The organism is Pseudoalteromonas sp. MMG012 (genome assembly GCF_018100875.1).
Taxonomy (GTDB): domain Bacteria; phylum Pseudomonadota; class Gammaproteobacteria; order Enterobacterales; family Alteromonadaceae; genus Pseudoalteromonas; species Pseudoalteromonas aurantia.
On the sequence record NZ_JAGJEF010000001.1, the window covers coordinates 92,720 to 110,376 of the forward strand.

Below are 17,657 nucleotides of genomic sequence, written 5' to 3' on the forward strand. Positions count from 1 at the left end.
CTTAATTCATTTTAATTACAATGGAGTATAGCTATGGCCTGGAATGAACCGGGTAATAATGGCAATGATAACGACCCATGGAAAAACCGTGGTGGACGAGATCAGGGCCCACCTGACCTAGATGAAGTATTCCGTAAGTTCAGCAATAAATTTGGTGGTCTATTCGGTGGCAAATCCGGTGGCGGCGGCAATGGTGGCATTGGTGGTGCAGGGATTATTTTTGTTTTATTTATTGCAGCGCTTGTTTGGGCGTTGAGTGGAATGTACACCGTTAAAGAAGCTGAACGTGGCATAGTGTTACAATTTGGCAAATTTGATCGTATTGCTGAACCTGGTTTACGTTGGAAAATGACATTTATTGAACGTGTTATACCGATTAATATTGAAGCGGTACGTTCATTATCAGCATCCGGCTTTATGCTTACAGAAGATGAAAATGTTGTGAGTGTTGAGTTTGAAGTGCAATATCGAGTGATGGATCCAACATTATATAAATTTAGTGTGACGGACGCGGACCACAGTTTACAGCAATCATTAGACAGTGCGCTTCGTTATGTTGTTGGTCATTCACGAATGGATCAAGTATTAACAACGGGTCGTGAATTGGTTCGTCAACGCACGTGGGATGAGCTAAACAAAATCATTGAACCCTATAACTTAGGTATCTTAGTCACAGATGTGAACTTTAAAGACTCGCGTCCACCATCAGAAGTGAAAGATGCTTTTGATGATGCAATCGCAGCACAAGAAGATGAAGAACGTTTTATTCGCGAAGCGGAGGCGTACGCACGTGAGATCGAACCAAGTGCACGTGGTCGTGTTACACGTATGACGCAAGAAGCTGAAGGTTATAGAGAACGTATTACCTTGGAAGCTCAAGGTGAAGTCGCTCGCTTTGAAAAGCTGTTACCTGAATATGCCGCAGCAAAAGAAGTAACACGCCAGCGTTTGTATATTGACGCAATGGAAGAAGTTTTAGGAAATAGCACTAAGGTGTTGGTTGACGTTGATGGGGGTAACAATATGATGTATTTACCACTAGATAAAATTATGAATCAATCAACGGGCACTAATCCAATGACCTTACCAAGTCAGAATGATATTAATCAACTTCGCAAGACCTTGGGTCAATCTCGTAACAGCACCGTGAATAGCAGTAATGATCGCTATACACAAGACAGATTCAACAATGGGAGGTAATCGCAATGAAGAACTTTAGTGTTGTGCTATTACTATTAGCGGTGATCATGTCTTTTTCATCTGTATTTGTGGTGACAGAGGGACAGCGAGCCATTGTTTTGTTGTTTAGTAAAGTACAAAAAGACAGTGATGATGCAGCGGTAGTTTATGGGCCAGGGTTACATTTGAAAGTCCCATTCTTTAGCCAAGTTCGTCGTTTGGATGCGCGTATACAGACACTTGATGGTGCGCCAGATCGGTTTGTAACTAGTGAGAAAAAAGATTTGATCGTTGACTCGTTTGTTAAGTGGCGTGTTAATGACTTTAGCTCATTTTACTTGCGTGCTAGAGGGGATAAGCAGTATGCAGAAACCCTCCTTAAGCAAAAAGTAAATAATGGCTTAAGAACGAATTTTGGTTCTCGTACAATTCGTGAAATTGTTTCAGGTGAGCGAAGTGAGCTCATGGCTGAAGCATTGGTGCAAGCGTCTGAAAGTGCGCAAGAGCTGGGTATCGAAGTGTTAGATGTACGCGTTAAGCAAATTAACTTACCTAATGAAGTGAGCAACTCTATTTATCAACGTATGCGCGCAGAGCGTACTGCGGTGGCAAAAGAGCACCGCTCTGAAGGTCAAGAGAAAGCGGAGACGATTCGTGCTGAGGTTGATCGCCGAGTGACGGTTATGCTGGCTGATGCAGAGCGAAATGCACGAGGAGTACGTGGTGAAGGTGATGCCACAGCCGCTAAAATTTATGCGGATGCGTACAACAAAGATCCTGAATTTTTTGGTTTTGTCCGTTCTTTAGAGGCGTATAAAAACACCTTTAGAAATAAAAATGATGTGATGGTGTTATCACCAAAAAGTGATTTCTTTAATTACTTAAAAGGGCCAAATGTGCAGTAGTACAAACTGACCTGAATAAAAAGCTCTGATTTTTTCAGAGCTTTTTTTGTTTTTAATTCAATGAGTTTTGCATATATAAAATTGAAAGAAGAAAAAATAATCTAAACAAGGTGATCTTAACCATGGTTTTCTGGTAAAATCTGCGCCTAATTTTTTCTAAGTGATTTTGCAATGGGTAAAAACGTCGTTGTATTAGGCACCCAATGGGGTGACGAAGGTAAAGGTAAGGTTGTTGACTTACTTACAGATAAGGCTTCTCTTGTTGTACGCTATCAAGGTGGCCACAATGCAGGCCATACATTGGTCATAAACGGTGAAAAAACCGTTTTACACTTGATCCCGTCAGGTGTGTTACGAGACAATGTACAGTGCGTTATCGGTAACGGTGTAGTTTTAGCGCCAGATGCGTTAATGAGAGAAATTGGCATGCTAGAAGAGCGTGGCGTACCAGTACGTGAGCGTTTGTTGATTAGTGAAGCTTGCCCTCTTATTTTGCCTTACCATGTAGCTTTAGACCAAGCACGTGAATTAGCGCGTGGTGAGAAAGCCATTGGTACAACTGGTCGTGGTATCGGCCCAGCATACGAAGATAAAGTTGCCCGTCGTGGATTACGTGTTGGTGACTTATTCAACCCAGAGCAATTCGCTTCGAAATTGAAAGAAGTTCTTGAGTACCATAACTTTGCCCTTGTTAATTACTATAAAGTTGACGCAGTAGACTTCCAAAAGACATATGACGATGCAATGGCTGTTGCTGAAATCCTAAAAGCAATGGTTGTTGATGTAACAGAATTACTCGATCAAAAGCGTGCTGCGGGCGAACACATCTTATTTGAGGGTGCACAAGGTACATTACTAGATATCGATCATGGTACGTACCCATATGTAACGTCTTCAAATACCACCGCAGGTGGCGTTGCGACTGGCGCTGGTTTTGGTCCGTTAAACTTAGATTACGTACTTGGTATTGTAAAAGCATATACCACGCGAGTCGGTTCTGGTCCTTTCCCAACTGAACTATATGATGGTTTAGATAAGCAAGACCCTGTAGGCAAGCATTTAGGTGATAAAGGCCATGAATTTGGTGCGACGACGGGTCGTTTACGTCGCACTGGTTGGTTTGATGCTGTTGCGATGCGTCGTGCAATTCAAATCAATAGCATTACCGGTTTTTGTTTAACCAAGCTTGATGTTTTAGATGGCTTAGAAACAATTAAGATTTGTACTGGTTATCAGCTAGAAGATGGTACGGTAACAAATATCACACCATTGGCTGCTGAAGGTTATGACAAAGTAACGCCAGTGTATGAAGAAATGCCAGGTTGGACTGAGAATACATTCGGTGCAACGTCAGTTGAACAGCTTCCAGAAGCCGCTGTTAACTATGTTAAGCGTTTAGAAGAAATTACTGGTGTGCCAATTGATATTATTTCAACTGGCCCAGATCGCGTAGAAACCATGGTTTTACGCAACCCATTTGGCGAATAAGCTTCACCAAATAAAAAAAGCTGCTTTTGCAGCTTTTTTTATACCTAAAATTTGATTGTTGGTATAGTCTTTGTATAAATATTTGAGTATGTGGTTATTGACGTCAAGGTACTTATGTTGAAAAAGTGGTGTAGTCTGAGCTTTTTACTCTGTTGGCAAGTGTATGCCGCGCAAGAACCGATTGAAGCGGTGCCCTTATATACACAAGCCGAGTTAATCGAACTCATAAAGAACAATCAGCATTTACAGCGGGTAAAAAGCGATGAATGCCAATTAGTGCAAGATATCGAAGCAAGGGCCGAGACAATGGCGTTGCCTTCATATCAGTTCTTGTATGGCGATATGCTGGCATATGCAGTGTGTGTTGATAGAGATGTGGAGCTTGGCTTATATTACATGCGTAGCGCTGCTGAGCAAGGTTTAGCATCTGCGTTAGAGCAGCTGGGTCGGTACTATGATGTGGGCCAGTTAGTTCAAGCAGACAAGGCAATGGCGATTACCTATTTACGAGAAGCCGCTGCACAGGGTAATTTAAAAGCGCAATTGCGTTTAGTCGGGCTATTTAATCAAGGGCATGGTAGCCCAAGAGACTATGAAGATGCTTACCGTTGGTTGTTTCATTCTGCTGTAGCAGATAAAGCCCAGCACAAGAAAATTGAGCGGGCGTTGAGTCAGCTTGCACAGAAAATGCCACAGAGTGTCGTACGCCGAGCTCGATTACCAATGTGATTAAGCTCAGAAACATCTAACTATTATGAGATGTCTTCTGTCATATTTTAGCTTTCGATACTGGCTTGTTCATTCGTTTCCTTATTGATGCTTGGCTCTTTTAATATCGTCATTTTTGGAGGTTGCATCGCCACAATCTTCTCTCCTTCTTCGGGTGCTTTTTTCATACCCATAATAAAAGGTCTGATCATCAGAGGGTCATCTTCTTTATTTCGCTCTGAAATTATAAATAGAGGGATTGCTTCTTTATTAACCTCGAGGTATTGATCCCAAGTGAACTCTTCAGACAATCGAGTGGCACTTACTTTACCTCCTTTCGCAATGAGGCTACTTAGTCGCGCATAATTTCCTTGTTCACCAAATAATATTTGCCGAGATAAAAAAGTCGCACTGTCTTTATTTGCTTTAGCGTGGTTAGTTGATGAGCGCAATGAAAATACGCTTTGCTCATTTAATAGATGTGAAAAGTATTGCACTCCTAGCGCATTGTGGTGTCTGTTAGGTGAAAGTGCGATTACAGATTTTAGTTTAGTGAGAGGTAAGTATCTTTCAGCATGTTCTGACTGTGGGTTGCCGTAATAACACGGTAGTCCATCCATTCTTGCCATTTTACAGTTTTCCCAAGCAGGATCTGATAGGTGCACTTCAATGTTTTGATCCTTAAGACCACATGCTATGGCTCTTGCAACGTGATTAGCCCCAATGATGAGTAAAGTATTAGGGCTAGGCTGTCGCACACCAAGTAATTTAGCCAAAGGGGTCGCGGTGAGGCTTTGTAAAACAACCGTGACAATAATCACCGTAAAGATCAATGGTACGATTTTATTCGCATCAGCGATACCGGATTCATGCATGCTTAGAGCAAAAACAGATCCGACCGCAGCAGCAACAATGCCTCTAGGGGCAATCCACGAAAGCAGCAGTCGAGATTTGAATGGTAAATCACTATTGAATGTTGAAATTGCAATACAGATTGGACGTGCGATAAATAGCACAATGGCTAAAAATATAAAAATATTGATATCTAACAGCATAAGGTCGCTGATCTGAAGTCGTGCGGCAAGCAAAATAAATAAACTAGAGATTAAGATCATCGATAGATCTTCTTTAAATTCTAATACAGAGTCGATTTCTAAGTCATCTTGATTAGCAAGCCAGATCCCAAATACGGTGACTGCGAGTAATCCAGATTCATGGCTAAGAAAATTTGATAGCGAGAAGCTAAAAAGTACGAGGGCCAAGATCCCAAATTTGTGTAACTCATAAGGCAGCCACTCCCGCCTAATAAGTAAACTTGTTAGCCAGCCGCTCACTATTCCAACGCTTAAACCAACGGCTAATGTGGTAAATAGTGCAATCAATGTATGACTTAACACTTCTCCTTTACCCACAAAGCTAACCGCTTCAAATACTAATACGGCAAATAGCGCGCCAATAGGGTCGATCACAATGCCTTCCCAACGAAGGACTCGGTCAATATCTTGAGTTGGGCGCATTGCGTTGAGCATTGGCGCTATAACTGTGGGCCCGGTCACTACGAGTACTGCACCTAACACACCTGCTACACGCCAGTCTAAATTTAGTATAAAGTAACCACTAAGTGCGATTATTATAAACGTAGCAAGCATGCCGATAGAGCAAAGGTTTCGCACTATTTTCCCTATGCCTTTTAGCTCTCTAAAATGTAAAGTTAATGCGCCTTCGAAGAGAATAACGGCAACGGATAAAGAGACAATTGGAAACAGTAAATCGCCAAGCAAGTCGTCGGGGCTCAGTTGGCCAGAAATTGGACCAAGTAATAAGCCGACAAGTAACAGAAAAAGTATGGCTGGGACTTTAAATACCCATGCAAGCCACTGTGCAAAAACAGAACATAATGCGATTCCAGCAATATAAATAGCTGACATATCTTCTCCAGCTGACTTTAATTTCAGCAAAATTAATCATCAAACTTACTAGCGGTTATAGCATAGTTAAGTGAATAGAAAACAATTTGATATTGTTTTTTTGAATAGATTCCTCCCTTTAACAATAGACCTTTTACTCGTACTTAGTAATGAAAATTCACATGAAAATGGTGTTGAATGTATATTCAACTCAGATGCAAGATAAAGAAACGAAGGTTTAACTATAAATAGCGACTAAGCCGTAGAGGGACAGCTGATTTTAAGATGAGTTTTTATCAGTTTGATATAGTTTCTCGTGATTTTAGCCGTTAACCAAGTTATAACTATAGGTCATTTGGTCGCCAGGCCTATGCTTTAGGGGAGATAGTCCGTAATTTTGGTGCAAAGCCATTATTAATTCGGGCGTTATTTTTGTGCATAAGGTCTTCATTACAAATAATAAACCGCTACAGTTAATTGATAATTATCGGATGTAGCGCATTCAAAATTAGAGAAAATATAATCATGAGCTTAATTACGGAGTTATCAGCAGGGGCTGCGTCGGCAGCAAAGCAATTGGCATTATTAAGTACAGAGAAAAAGAACACAGTCTTGTTAGATATGGCAGCAAGTCTACGACAGGAGCAAGCTGCTATTTTACTTGCTAATGAAGCTGATTTATCACGAGCTAGAGATAATCAATTACCGAATGCCATGATAGATAGACTCACCCTGACTCCTGAACGGATAGAAAGCATGGCGCAAGGTATAGAAACGATCGCCGAATTAGAGGATCCGGTTGGGCGTTTAAGAGAATTTGGCACCAGACCAAATGGTATTCAAATTAATAAAATGCGCGTTCCACTGGGTGTAATATGTATGATTTATGAAGCTCGGCCTAATGTGACAGCTGACGCGGGTGCGCTGTGCTTTAAATCTGGAAATGGCGTTATTTTACGTGGTGGTAGAGAGGCTTTAGGCAGCTCTCAAGCAATTGCGTCGGTAATGCATGAGGTGTTATTACGACACGCACTACCTGCAGCCCTTATTTCGATTGTCCCAGACCCAGACCGAGCTTTGCTTATGGAGCTTATGCAACAAAAAGGACTGATAGACTTGATCATCCCAAGAGGTGGAGAGGGGTTGATAAATTTTGTGACGGAAAATAGTACGGTACCTGTTATTCAACACTTCAAAGGGGTGTGTCACTTATACATTGATAAAGCTGCTGATTTAGAAATAGCATTGAGCTTGGCTATAAATGGTAAGACACAAAGAACAGGTGTGTGTAACGCATTAGAAGCGATTATTGTTCATGAAGCCATCGCCACTCAGTTTATGCCGATGCTTGCCAGTGCTTTTGAGAAACAAAAGGTGAAAGTGAATGCTGGTGCGTCAGCAGCAAAGTACTTTAAACAGGCGGTAGTGATTAATGACGATGAATTTGGACAAGAGTATTTAAGTTTAGAAGTTGCCATTCGTATTGTCCCTGACTTTGCTGGTGCAATTGCACATATAGCACAGTTTGGCAGCAATCACACAGAAGTAATTTGTACTGAAGATAATACCGCGGCAGTATTGTTCCAAAGAAGTGTCGATGCGTCGGTTGTGATGGTTAATGCGTCATCTCGTTTTTCCGATGGAGCAGAGCTTGGACTAGGTGCTGAAATTGGCATTGCCACAACAAAATTGCATGCGTACGGGCCAATGGGTTTAGAATCATTAACAACTGAAAAGTTCTTAGTTACAGGGACTGGGCAAATAAGAGAGTAGTTTTGAATAGTAGCTAAAAGGAGTTAGCTTATATTGAAATTTAAACGGAAAGTGGTGGAGCTAAGCAGGATCGAACTGCTGACCTCCTGCGTGCAAGGCAGGCGCTCTCCCAGCTGAGCTATAGCCCCAAATTCCGTCAAAAGACGAAGCGAAATTTATAGCGTTTCTCTATAATAGTCAAGCGATTTCAATATTAAAAAATTGATATTTTTTACGTGAGCTTTGTTAGACTGCCATAAGCAGTTAATGGAGTAGATAATTTTGACTAAAAATCTTTTTGTTATTTTCAGTTGCATTGTATTAATGTTGGGTTGTAGTAGTGTACCAAAAGAAAGTTACAGTATCGAAAAACAAGTTTTGCATACTAAGAAATCTAAACAAGGTGATGAACTCTTTGCTTTCATAGTCACTGTTGCCGCAACTCCCATGATGAAAGTGAATAGCCAAAAACCAATGACGCGTAGAGAGTTAAAACGTTTCGCAGAGCATGAGCGAGTAGAGGACTCACCAGCATTAAAGTTAGCGCTTGAAGAAGAAGCCGTGACGTTGCTAGAAGCTGAACTTGAAACGCAGCAATATTGCCAGAAAGGGTACGAAGTGCATCAGGTATTTTGGCAAAATAGAAGTGTGCAATTACGTGGTGCGTGTTCATGAATAAAGAACAGGTCAAGTTAAAAGCCTTATTGAGTACACTGAGTATTGAATTCAAAAGTTATGAGCATGAACCGCTACCTACTTGTACTGACGCACAGAGATTAGGGCTTAAGCGTTCAGGAGTGCAGATAAAAAACTTATTTTTACGTGATAATCGAGGTAAACAACATATTCTCTGTTTGACTCGAGCACAATTGAAAGTCAATCTTAAAGCGTTATCTAGCCAACAGAAGTTATCTCGCTTAGGGTTAGCATCACCGGAAAGGTTAGACAAATATCTAGGTGTTAAACCGGGTTGTGTCTCGGCTCTGTCGTTGGTAAATGATATTAACAATTCAGTAGAATTGTGGTTAGACAGTGGTTTATTGAATGAATTAGAATGGCAATGTCACCCGTTAGAAAATGATAAAACATGGGTGATACAGCAATATGATTTGTATACATTTTGGCGTCATACAGGCCATTCCCCCAAAGTGGTTGATATTCCTTGTTTATAGTTTTTATGAATCAAAAGAAGACCACATAGGCACAAAACAAATAAATTGATTATAAAGGCATGATACCCCAAATGTTCTATGACTAACCCAGGGAAATAAGAACCAAGCGCTCCTCCAGTATAATAAAACGACACATACGCACCGTTGGTTACCGAAACGGGCGCTGTACTCAATACATTTGCTAATGGCGCCGCTGTGGCATGGATCATAAACATACACGCGCAGAAAAGTGTAAAAGCGCTGACAAAAATGCTGAGGCTAGTCGTGTCTAATACGATAATTGAGCAACTATATACTGAAAAAATAACAGTTAGAAATAGCCAGTTATTGTACAGGTGGCGTTTTAGTAATGGAGTAGTAAGTGACAATATAGCACCTACAAAATAGCCGCTATAAATCCAACCAATAAGCCGACTATCTATAATACTGAACTGTGTTGAAAGTATAAATGGGAGGTAATTTAGTAATGCAGAGAAACAGAAAAACATACAAAAGACAGCTAAGTACAACCTCAATAGAGTCGGCTCTTTGAGTGGTTTTAAGTACTCTTTAGGAGATGAAATAGGGGGTGTGTGTTTTTCAAAAAGATGTACATTGATTGTTATCGCGAGCATGGTTAAAGCAGCGGCAATAACATAATAAAAACTTTCCCAACTGTAAAAACTAGCAAAGTTTGCTGCGAGCATCCGACCGAAATACCCTCCTATAATAGTACTGGCAATATAACGAGTCATATTTTTATGCAGCGCTTTACCTTGATACTGCTGACCAATATAACTTGTCAGTGCTGTTAAAATAGCAGGTAAAATTAGGCCCTGGAGAAATCGTGTCAGTAGCAGTAACTCAAAGTTTGGGACGTAAACGAATATGATGCATGTGGCTGCCAGCATCAGCATTGCATATTTCAGTATGTATAAAGCATTGTGATGGGCAAATAATAGCCCATAAAAGATAGGGGCAATTGCCAAAGGGAGCATAGTAATAGACATTAAACTGCCACTGCTGGCAACACTCACCCCAAACTGTGTGGCAAACACCATGAGTAATGGTTGGGGAGCGTATAGTACAAAAAATGTAAAGATTGAGCAGCAAAGTAGCAATAATATGGGCATACATAAACCTAACAATTAAGTCGGTGGGGGAGTGCTCTTTAAAAGCATTGAGTGGCTATGATAACTTTAAATTAAATAGTAACCAATTAGTTGCGCTAAATCATAGTGTCAGGCATTGAACTTGTTAAATTATTGGCTGTGCCCAATATTGCAAATAAGCCGCAGAAAATTATATTTTGCGTCTGGTGAAAAAAATCAACTAGGTTAAAATATAGCGCATTATATTTTCATGGAGCATAGGATTATGGGGTCATTACAAGATCAGCTTTTGAAAGCAGGTTTAACATCAGAGCATAAAGCGAAAGTGGCTAAGTCTGAAAAGCGCAAAGCGCAAAAGAAAAAGAAGAAAGGGGCAACCAGCGACCCGAGTGATTTACAAAAACACATCGCGCAAACAAAATTAGAACAACAGCAAAAAGCTGAAGAGCAAAATGAGGCGAGAAAAGCTGAAATTAAAGAGCGTGAGCAAGTTGCACGGGTAAAACAAATCTTAGAGCATCATAATCAAGATAAAATCCGTGGTGAACTCACATTTAACTTCACTTACAACAAGAAAGTAAAAGAACTCGATGTTGATGAGCCAACTAAAAATGCTTTATCAAAAGGGCGTTTGGCTATTTGTGTTTTAGAAGGGCAGTTTTTTGTTTTACAAGATGAACCTGCTAGAAAAGTTGCAGAGGTTAATGAGAAATACATCGTGTTTCATGTTGAAGATGATAGTCAAGGGCCAGATGAAAACGACCCATATGCAGATTATGAAATTCCAGATGATTTGGTCTGGTAACGCTTTAAGTCCCTTTATCTATGTTTCAAAGCGACATACTTTAATGCTGAGCTGTTAGGCCTTAACCTTTCTTTATAGACACAAAAGGCTGTAATTGAATGCTGCTGTGATGACCTTTTAACTTGATGTGTGCGTATGTGTAGTGAAAGTTATTGGTCTACACTATATAAGATTTATCCGTTTATTAATAAAAAGAGTAAAGTTATGAGTAAGATGAAGCAAGTGATTATAGGGGCTGGTATCGCGATATTGACAGTGGGGTCAGCGGGAGTAAATGCAGCTGACGGTGCAGCTTTGTATACAGCGAAAATGTGTCAAACATGTCACGGTGCAGAAGGGAAAGCACCTATTATGGGGATGTATCCAAAGTTGAATGGTCAAAACAAAGACTACTTAGTTGCGCAAATGAAAGACATCAAGTCGGGTAAACGTAATAACGGGATGTCTATGGCTATGAAAGCCATGGTAGCTAATGTGTCTGATGCAGAAATTGACGCGATTGCAGAGTATTTATCTAAAGTTAAGTAGCACTTAATTTAGTAAAAAATAAAAACCACCGCACGTCGGTGGTTTTTATTTTTAATTGAACAAAAGGCGCTAGTCATTTAGACTTCTAAACATCTATATATGTGGGTGTATTACTAAACTAAAAGGAACGTACATGTTTGAGCTACCAAAACTTGATCTTAAAGGTAAGGTAACTGAACAAGAGTGGCGGTTGAGAATTGACTTAGCTGCATGTTATCGATTGGTTGAGCACATGCGGTGGGGAGACCTAATCTACACGCATATGTCAGCAAGATTACCCGGTACAGATCACTATCTTGTTAATGCCTTTGGTTTAAGCTTTGATGAGGTCACTGCGTCTAACCTAGTGAAAGTTGATTTATCGGGTAATATTATTGATGACACACCATTTGAAATAAACCCCGCTGGATTTACCATTCACAGTGCGATACATGAAGTTCGTGAAGATGCACATTGCGTGATTCATTTGCATACTAAAGAAACGATAGCTGTTGCAAGCTGTGAAGGAGGACTGTTGCCCTTAAGTCAGCACTCAATGTTTTCTCTTCCCTCATTGTCTTATCATGGCTATGAAGGGTTAGCAGTGAATGATGATGAAAGGCAACGCTTACAAGATGATTTAGGGTTAACAAACCACATGTTACTCGTCAATCATGGTGGTTTAACGGTTGGCCCCACTGTTGGAGATGCGTTTATGCGTTTTTATGATTTACAACGAGCGTGTGAAATCCAAGTGGCTATCCAAGCGACTGGACAGCAATCAGTACAAGTACCACAGCCCATTATTGACAATATTTATAAACAAGCAAGCGTAGTACATAGCGGCAGTACTGGAGGGCAATTAGCCTGGCCTGCTATGCTAAGAAAGGCATATCGTCTTGACTCAGGCTTTGCTAAATAGGAGTTTACATGAAAGTTAATCGCGTCGAAGTATTTGATATTTATTGTCCAGAACGACCGGCTTGGACCCCTGTCTTTATTCGTATTCATACAGACGAAGGTATCTCAGGAGTAGGGGAGGCAGGGCTCGCGTATGATTTAGGGCACAGTGCTGCCGCTAGTATGATTAAAGAGATGGCTGAAGCTTTTCTGATCGGCCATGACCCATTTCAAACTGAATTACTCTGGTCGCGTATGCTTCGAGAGAGTTTTTGGGGATTAGGAGGAGGGCCTGTCGTTTATGCAGCGATGAGCGCAATTGATATCGCCCTATGGGACATTAAAGGTAAGGCATTGAAATTACCTGTATACCAACTATTGGGCGGTAAGGTAAACCCAGAGCTACGTACCTATGCATCACAGCTACAGTTTGATTGGGATGATGAATTCAAGGCGCTTGTGCAACCTCAAGAGTATGCTGAAGCTGCTTTAAAAGCAGTCGCACAAGGGTATGACGCGGTTAAAGTTGATCCCATTATGTATGACAAGGCGGGTAACACATATTATGACCGTACTAAGCTTATTTCACGTCCTGAGATGAAATTGTATCGGGCGCGTATGCAAGCAATACGTGAGGCTGTTGGTGATGAAGTTGACATAATATTTGAGTGTCATAGTTTACCAGGTGCAACCTCTGCGATTCAAATTGGGGGAATTGCACAAGAATTTGATTGTATGTTCTACGAAGAGCCAGTTAATTATCTTAACCACTCTTTACATGCAAAAGTGGCTGATAAAGTTGCTGTGCCAATTGCTGGTGGCGAACGTCTATATAATCGCTGGGGAGTTCGGCCGTACTTTGAAGATCAAAGTATTGACGTATTACAGCCTGATGTTGGTTTGTGTGGTGGCTTTACTGAAACGAAAAAAGTATGTGATTATGCTGATATTTTTGATGTTCGCGTACAAGCACATGTATGCGGTGGGCCTGTTGCGACCGCTGCATCGCTACATTTAGAAACAGCGATTCCAAACTTTTTAATTCACGAGCACCATACCTATGCGATTAAAAAGTGGAATAGAGAGCTGTGTATTCAAGACCCACAACCTGAGAAAGGGGTTTTCAAAGTATCAGAAGAACCCGGAATTGGTATTGAGTTGAATGATGAAATCGTCATGCGTTCACAAAGGGTTGAAATTAAATAGCGATAGCAAAGTTTAAATAACGGGCCAGTTAGGCCCTTTATTTATCACAATCGCTTAGACGACCTTGATAGTAGGGTTGGTGTCTTAAAGCCATAATAGTCTTTGTAAGCCATTGCTAACAAGATGGTTATTAAAATAGCAGAGAAAGAATACACGATGTAACCGGATATCGAAAAAGAATAAAAGAAGAAAGCAATATCATAGTCTTTTGCATTTCGTAAATAATTTTCCACTAATGCAAAAACGCTGACGAATATACCAATAAGTTGTACCCATGGTAATAAGCTATCAGCAATGTTGTATTTAATTTTTGCTATTGGAAATAGTTTTTTAGATATTTCAACGCGATAAGTCATAGGTACTAGGACAATGACATCAATTACAAAGTGGGTACCAAAAATAATGCTGTTTTGTATTAAGCGATCACCATCCGATGACCTTAAATCAACTAGTCCAAAGCCAAAAATAATGAGTTCAGCCAATGGCGATAGTGCGACTAAAACAATAATTGTGGCAATGTTAACATCACCAATTCTAAGAGCTAGAAATAAGGCCAATACACCCAGTGCAAACAGTGAATAGGTGAAAATAGCAGGGTCGTCCTTTACGATAAACAAAGTAACTATTGATACTGCATAAATCAATAGTAGTCGGTACAAGCTTTTCTCAGATTTCATCGTATTTAGCCACGTTTTTGACCGAGGTTACATTTTACTGGTTTGTGCGCTACGATTGGTTTCTCCGGAGCCCATATATTTGCGCCGCAGACTTTTTTACATAGATCTGTTGATAGTGTTTTCATCTTCGATATTCCTTCTAAAAAAGTTTAGCGCGAAAAGGTGGTTTTAAGTTACATAAAATCCCAAAATACTTAAATCAATCAGAATTACTGGTAGTATTGATATTTTTAAAATGAATAATGTGTAACAACGACCTTCAAGCTTATAAGAATTTAACACTAAATAAACAAAAATAAAAATGAATTAATTAAACTTTTTTAGAAATGCCTATCTTTTTGAGGAGCATTAATAAATATGTATTTAATCATTTGATTTTTTTTAATTATTTCTAATAAGCTAAAGCACTACAATGTTAGCAGTGCTTTTATTCTGTCGGTAGTTTGTTAGGGGACGCCGGTTTAATAACTGAATTTATCCATTTCTTGTTCTAATTTAGCCGTTAGCTCTTTGATGCTATCTGTTGCATGGTGAGCTTGCTGAGAAACGTTTGCTGTTTGCGAGGCGGTATCAGAAATAGTCACGATCCGTCTTGCAGTGTCTTCCCCTGCATCAAGTTGCTCTTTAGCTGCATGGGCAATTTGATGACTCATTTGTGATATTGCACCTAATGAGCTTGCAACGCGACGCAACTCTTCGCTGGCTTCTTTAGACATTGTTACGGTTTTCTCACTTGTGGTAATACTCAATGATACTGAAGACTTGGCATCTTGCGTCGCTGTTTGAAGTTTACCAATCATAGTATGAATTTCTTCTGTACTCGTTTGCGTTCTTTGAGCAAGTTGCCTCACTTCATCTGCCACGACTGCAAACCCCCGCCCTTGTTCTCCAGCACGGGCCGCTTCAATCGCAGCATTCAATGCAAGTAAGTTGGTTTGTTCAGCAATACTCTGAATAACACTCAGTACATTGGCGATATTGTTCACTTCTTCATCTAGTAATTGGATGTTATTGCCGGCATTGTCAATTTGTTGCTCAAGCACTTCAATTGCCTCGGCTGCATTTGATGTCAATCTATCTGCATTTTGTCCCTGACTTTCAGCTTCTTGAACAGAATTAGCAGCCTGTTCAGCATGTTCCACTACCGTGTGGGCCGATGCCGTAAGCTCAGTAATTGCAGATGCAACCATTTGTGTTTCTTCGCTTAAGCTCTGTGTTAGCTGCTCTAGTTCATCTGAACGTTTCTCGCCATCAAAGCTTTGTACTTTAAGTGAATCACTGACAGTAACAATCCCCCCAACGACACCTTGTAAGCCTTTTTGCATATAATCCATCGCGGAAATCATACTATCTCGATGCGCTGATAACGTATTGATAGGTGATGTAAGGTTACCCCTAGAGACTTGATTGACGATCGTGAGTACATCATTTAGTTCACCGCCTAGCTTATTTGATAAGCCAATTCCGAATTTACTTAACGCAAATGTCAAAACTACCGCAATGATGAGTGAGAGTGTGAGTAACCATTGCGCGGTATTCCAGTACCTTTCATCGACTTCTTTATAACTGATGCCGGTACCGATATACCAGCCAAACCCAGTTGTTTTTTGTACTACAGAGGTAAGGTCAACAGTTTCATTATTGCGTACAGAATCCCAGTGGTAGGTAATTATTTGATTGGTTTTTCTGCCAACAAGGCGTTCAACCATTTTTCCAATACTTTGCCCTTTGGTGTCTTTAAAGTCATTAAAGCTTGTGCCGTGTAATTGGGGATCATGTGGCGTTGCGATAAAATTCAGTTTTTCGTCAACAACATATACATATTCTGAATCATGATATTTGTTATTACGTAGCATTTCGATAGCGAGCTTTTTTGCGAGAGGTTCTGATAACTCGTTGCGCTTAACGTATTGCTCAAATTGCTCAACAATATTAACGGTACTTTTCATTAGTTGATTGATGCGGGCAATATTATCGGCTTCACTTGCGTGACGTAATGATTGCAAGCCTAAAATTGCGACCAATAACAGTGAGAGAAAAAAAGCCGCTGCGAAAAGTATTATTTTAATTCTTAAAGTAAATGATGAAAACACAAAAAACCCCTTTAAACATGCTTAGCTTTAACAACTATCATGTTTATCGATATCATGTAAGTAAGATATAACGCATTTCTGGGGAAAATGAGATGATATTTACTCATAATCCCATAAAAATACGATTACCTTGCATTGATTATGTTGACTTCATGCTCTGAAAGTAATCGGTATTCACCCGCTTTGAGTGTTGGATCAAGCTCGATGCCTGCAATATTTTCTCTATGTAATTCAACAACTTTATTGCCAACAGCTGCTAACATTCTTTTCACTTGATGATACTTACCTTCATAAATAGAGAGGCGTAAGCTATAACTTGCAAGTTGTTCAACCAACGCTGGTGATGTTGGCACTTTTTCATTATGAAGTTGTACGCCATGGCGTAGCTGTTGTAATGAATCTTCGGTTATTACTTCTTTAGTTTCAACAAGGTAGGTTTTGTACTTTTGTTTTTTTGGGGACGTAATCTGATGCGACCATTCTCCGTCATTTGTTAGTAACACAAGTCCCGTTGTATCAAGATCGAGACGACCCGCAACATGAAAATCTTTTAAGTTTGTTTCATGTAATAAATCGAACACAGTTGCATGTAATTCGTCACTGTTTGCACACACATAACCTGCGGGTTTATTGAGCATAAAGTAGCGTTTTCCTAAGTACTTTATTTGCTCTCCTTGCCAAGTAATGACATCATCTTGAGTGATGGAATAATCAAACTTAGTAATTATTTCGCCGTTAACGGTGACTTTATTTTTTTTGATACCAGCTTTGACTTTAGTCCGTGGAAGCTCGGTTAGATGACTGACAAACTTGTCAATTCGACATGGAAATTTCATATAAACTCATTCGAAAATGTAACTAATACTCTATTATACGATAGCTACCGACTCAGTTCAGTTTTTTCGATATATTTGTGGTATTAAATCGTAAATGTGAACACTTAATTGCCATTTGTCGGTCAGGTGTATTTGCAGTTGTTGAAATAAAGTGTCGCTGAGGTGCTGCTTTTGCTCGATAGTTCGACCAGTCATGATATGCGCTTGCACATGAACAAAACCGCACTTTTCATTACCAAGTTTGTATTGCTGAAACTGAATCAAGCGTGACTTTATCATGCTTGGGTCAAATAATAGCGTTGACGCAGCAGCATTATGTAGACTTTCTAATAGGTCATTGTCACAAATGGGCAAGTTATGAGAATGTTCAATGATCAGGTGTGGCATGGTGACTTATTGTGTAGTTTATGCGTAAATGTCAATTATTAAGG

17 protein-coding genes and 1 tRNA gene are annotated in these 17,657 nt (G+C 40.0%); 11 read left to right on the forward strand and 7 right to left on the reverse strand.

The window, feature by feature from the left end; genetic code table 11:
* Positions 1 to 33: 33 nt before the first annotated feature.
* The 4 genes from hflK to J8L97_RS00440 all read left to right on the forward strand — a co-directional run bounded on the left by hflK (position 34) and on the right by J8L97_RS00440 (position 4,301).
* Positions 34 to 1,200, forward strand: coding sequence for an FtsH protease activity modulator HflK (hflK, locus tag J8L97_RS00425; protein ID WP_211047480.1), 1,167 nt, complete (start codon positions 34 to 36; stop codon positions 1,198 to 1,200).
* A 5-nt stretch (positions 1,201 to 1,205) separates the two neighbouring features.
* Positions 1,206 to 2,084 (forward strand): protease modulator HflC, encoded by an 879-nt coding sequence (hflC, locus tag J8L97_RS00430; RefSeq protein ID WP_211047481.1) that lies wholly within the window; start codon positions 1,206 to 1,208, stop codon positions 2,082 to 2,084.
* A 171-nt stretch (positions 2,085 to 2,255) separates the two neighbouring features.
* Positions 2,256 to 3,572, forward strand: a complete 1,317-nt coding sequence (locus tag J8L97_RS00435) for an adenylosuccinate synthase (protein ID WP_211047482.1) — start codon at positions 2,256 to 2,258, stop codon at positions 3,570 to 3,572.
* 114 nt (positions 3,573 to 3,686) lie between these two features.
* Positions 3,687 to 4,301 carry a tetratricopeptide repeat protein gene (locus J8L97_RS00440; RefSeq protein WP_210995695.1) on the forward strand — a complete coding sequence of 205 codons (615 nt, stop codon included), beginning with the start codon at positions 3,687 to 3,689 and terminating at the stop codon, positions 4,299 to 4,301.
* Between the two features lie 47 nt (positions 4,302 to 4,348).
* Here J8L97_RS00440 and J8L97_RS00445 read toward each other — a convergent pair whose 3' ends face one another.
* Positions 4,349 to 6,208: a sodium:proton antiporter gene (locus J8L97_RS00445; protein WP_211047483.1), complete on the reverse strand. Its 1,860-nt coding sequence runs from the start codon at positions 6,206 to 6,208 to the stop codon at positions 4,349 to 4,351.
* 504 nt (positions 6,209 to 6,712) lie between these two features.
* Between J8L97_RS00445 and J8L97_RS00450 the strand changes: the two genes are divergently transcribed.
* On the forward strand, positions 6,713 to 7,960 hold the full coding sequence (locus tag J8L97_RS00450; protein ID WP_211047484.1) for a glutamate-5-semialdehyde dehydrogenase: 1,248 nt from the start codon (positions 6,713 to 6,715) through the stop codon (positions 7,958 to 7,960).
* A 52-nt stretch (positions 7,961 to 8,012) separates the two neighbouring features.
* On the opposite strand, the gene J8L97_RS00455 is transcribed toward J8L97_RS00450, so the two are convergent.
* Positions 8,013 to 8,088 (reverse strand) — tRNA-Ala (locus tag J8L97_RS00455).
* Between the two features lie 133 nt (positions 8,089 to 8,221).
* Here J8L97_RS00455 and J8L97_RS00460 point away from each other — a divergent pair.
* Both J8L97_RS00460 and J8L97_RS00465 read left to right on the forward strand, forming a co-directional pair.
* Positions 8,222 to 8,614 carry a hypothetical protein gene (locus tag J8L97_RS00460; RefSeq protein ID WP_247688477.1) on the forward strand — a complete coding sequence of 131 codons (393 nt, stop codon included), beginning with the start codon at positions 8,222 to 8,224 and terminating at the stop codon, positions 8,612 to 8,614.
* Positions 8,611 to 9,111: a prolyl-tRNA synthetase associated domain-containing protein gene (locus tag J8L97_RS00465; RefSeq protein WP_211047485.1), complete on the forward strand. Its 501-nt coding sequence runs from the start codon at positions 8,611 to 8,613 to the stop codon at positions 9,109 to 9,111. The genes J8L97_RS00460 and J8L97_RS00465 overlap by 4 nt, the downstream gene beginning before the upstream one ends.
* Here the strand turns inward: J8L97_RS00465 and J8L97_RS00470 are convergent.
* Positions 9,066 to 10,223: an MFS transporter gene (locus J8L97_RS00470; RefSeq protein ID WP_211047486.1), complete on the reverse strand. Its 1,158-nt coding sequence runs from the start codon at positions 10,221 to 10,223 to the stop codon at positions 9,066 to 9,068. The genes J8L97_RS00465 and J8L97_RS00470 overlap by 46 nt on opposite strands.
* Before the next feature lie 244 nt (positions 10,224 to 10,467).
* Between J8L97_RS00470 and J8L97_RS00475 the strand changes: the two genes are divergently transcribed.
* From J8L97_RS00475 to J8L97_RS00490, 4 genes are all read left to right on the forward strand, one after another.
* Positions 10,468 to 11,007 carry a DUF2058 domain-containing protein gene (locus J8L97_RS00475; RefSeq protein WP_211047487.1) on the forward strand — a complete coding sequence of 180 codons (540 nt, stop codon included), beginning with the start codon at positions 10,468 to 10,470 and terminating at the stop codon, positions 11,005 to 11,007.
* Positions 11,008 to 11,211: 204 nt separating this feature from the next.
* On the forward strand, positions 11,212 to 11,535 hold the full coding sequence (locus tag J8L97_RS00480; RefSeq protein WP_211047488.1) for a c-type cytochrome: 324 nt from the start codon (positions 11,212 to 11,214) through the stop codon (positions 11,533 to 11,535).
* 133 nt (positions 11,536 to 11,668) lie between these two features.
* The gene (locus J8L97_RS00485; protein WP_192508799.1) at positions 11,669 to 12,436 is read left to right on the forward strand and encodes a class II aldolase/adducin family protein; all 768 of its coding nucleotides are present in this window, start codon (positions 11,669 to 11,671) and stop codon (positions 12,434 to 12,436) included.
* A gap of 8 nt (positions 12,437 to 12,444) precedes the next feature.
* Entirely contained in the window at positions 12,445 to 13,620 is a 1,176-nt protein-coding gene (locus tag J8L97_RS00490; RefSeq protein ID WP_211047489.1) for a mandelate racemase/muconate lactonizing enzyme family protein, read from the forward strand.
* Between the two features lie 44 nt (positions 13,621 to 13,664).
* Here J8L97_RS00490 and J8L97_RS00495 read toward each other — a convergent pair whose 3' ends face one another.
* From J8L97_RS00495 to J8L97_RS00510, 4 genes are all read right to left on the reverse strand, one after another.
* Positions 13,665 to 14,297, reverse strand: coding sequence for a hypothetical protein (locus J8L97_RS00495; protein ID WP_192508797.1), 633 nt, complete (start codon positions 14,295 to 14,297; stop codon positions 13,665 to 13,667).
* Between the two features lie 461 nt (positions 14,298 to 14,758).
* Positions 14,759 to 16,390, reverse strand: coding sequence for a methyl-accepting chemotaxis protein (locus tag J8L97_RS00500; RefSeq protein ID WP_211047490.1), 1,632 nt, complete (start codon positions 16,388 to 16,390; stop codon positions 14,759 to 14,761).
* Positions 16,391 to 16,515: 125 nt separating this feature from the next.
* Positions 16,516 to 17,226: a pseudouridine synthase gene (locus J8L97_RS00505; protein WP_211047491.1), complete on the reverse strand. Its 711-nt coding sequence runs from the start codon at positions 17,224 to 17,226 to the stop codon at positions 16,516 to 16,518.
* A 57-nt stretch (positions 17,227 to 17,283) separates the two neighbouring features.
* Positions 17,284 to 17,613, reverse strand: a complete 330-nt coding sequence (locus J8L97_RS00510; protein WP_211047492.1) for a 5-carboxymethyl-2-hydroxymuconate Delta-isomerase — start codon at positions 17,611 to 17,613, stop codon at positions 17,284 to 17,286.
* Positions 17,614 to 17,657: the final 44 nt, after the last annotated feature.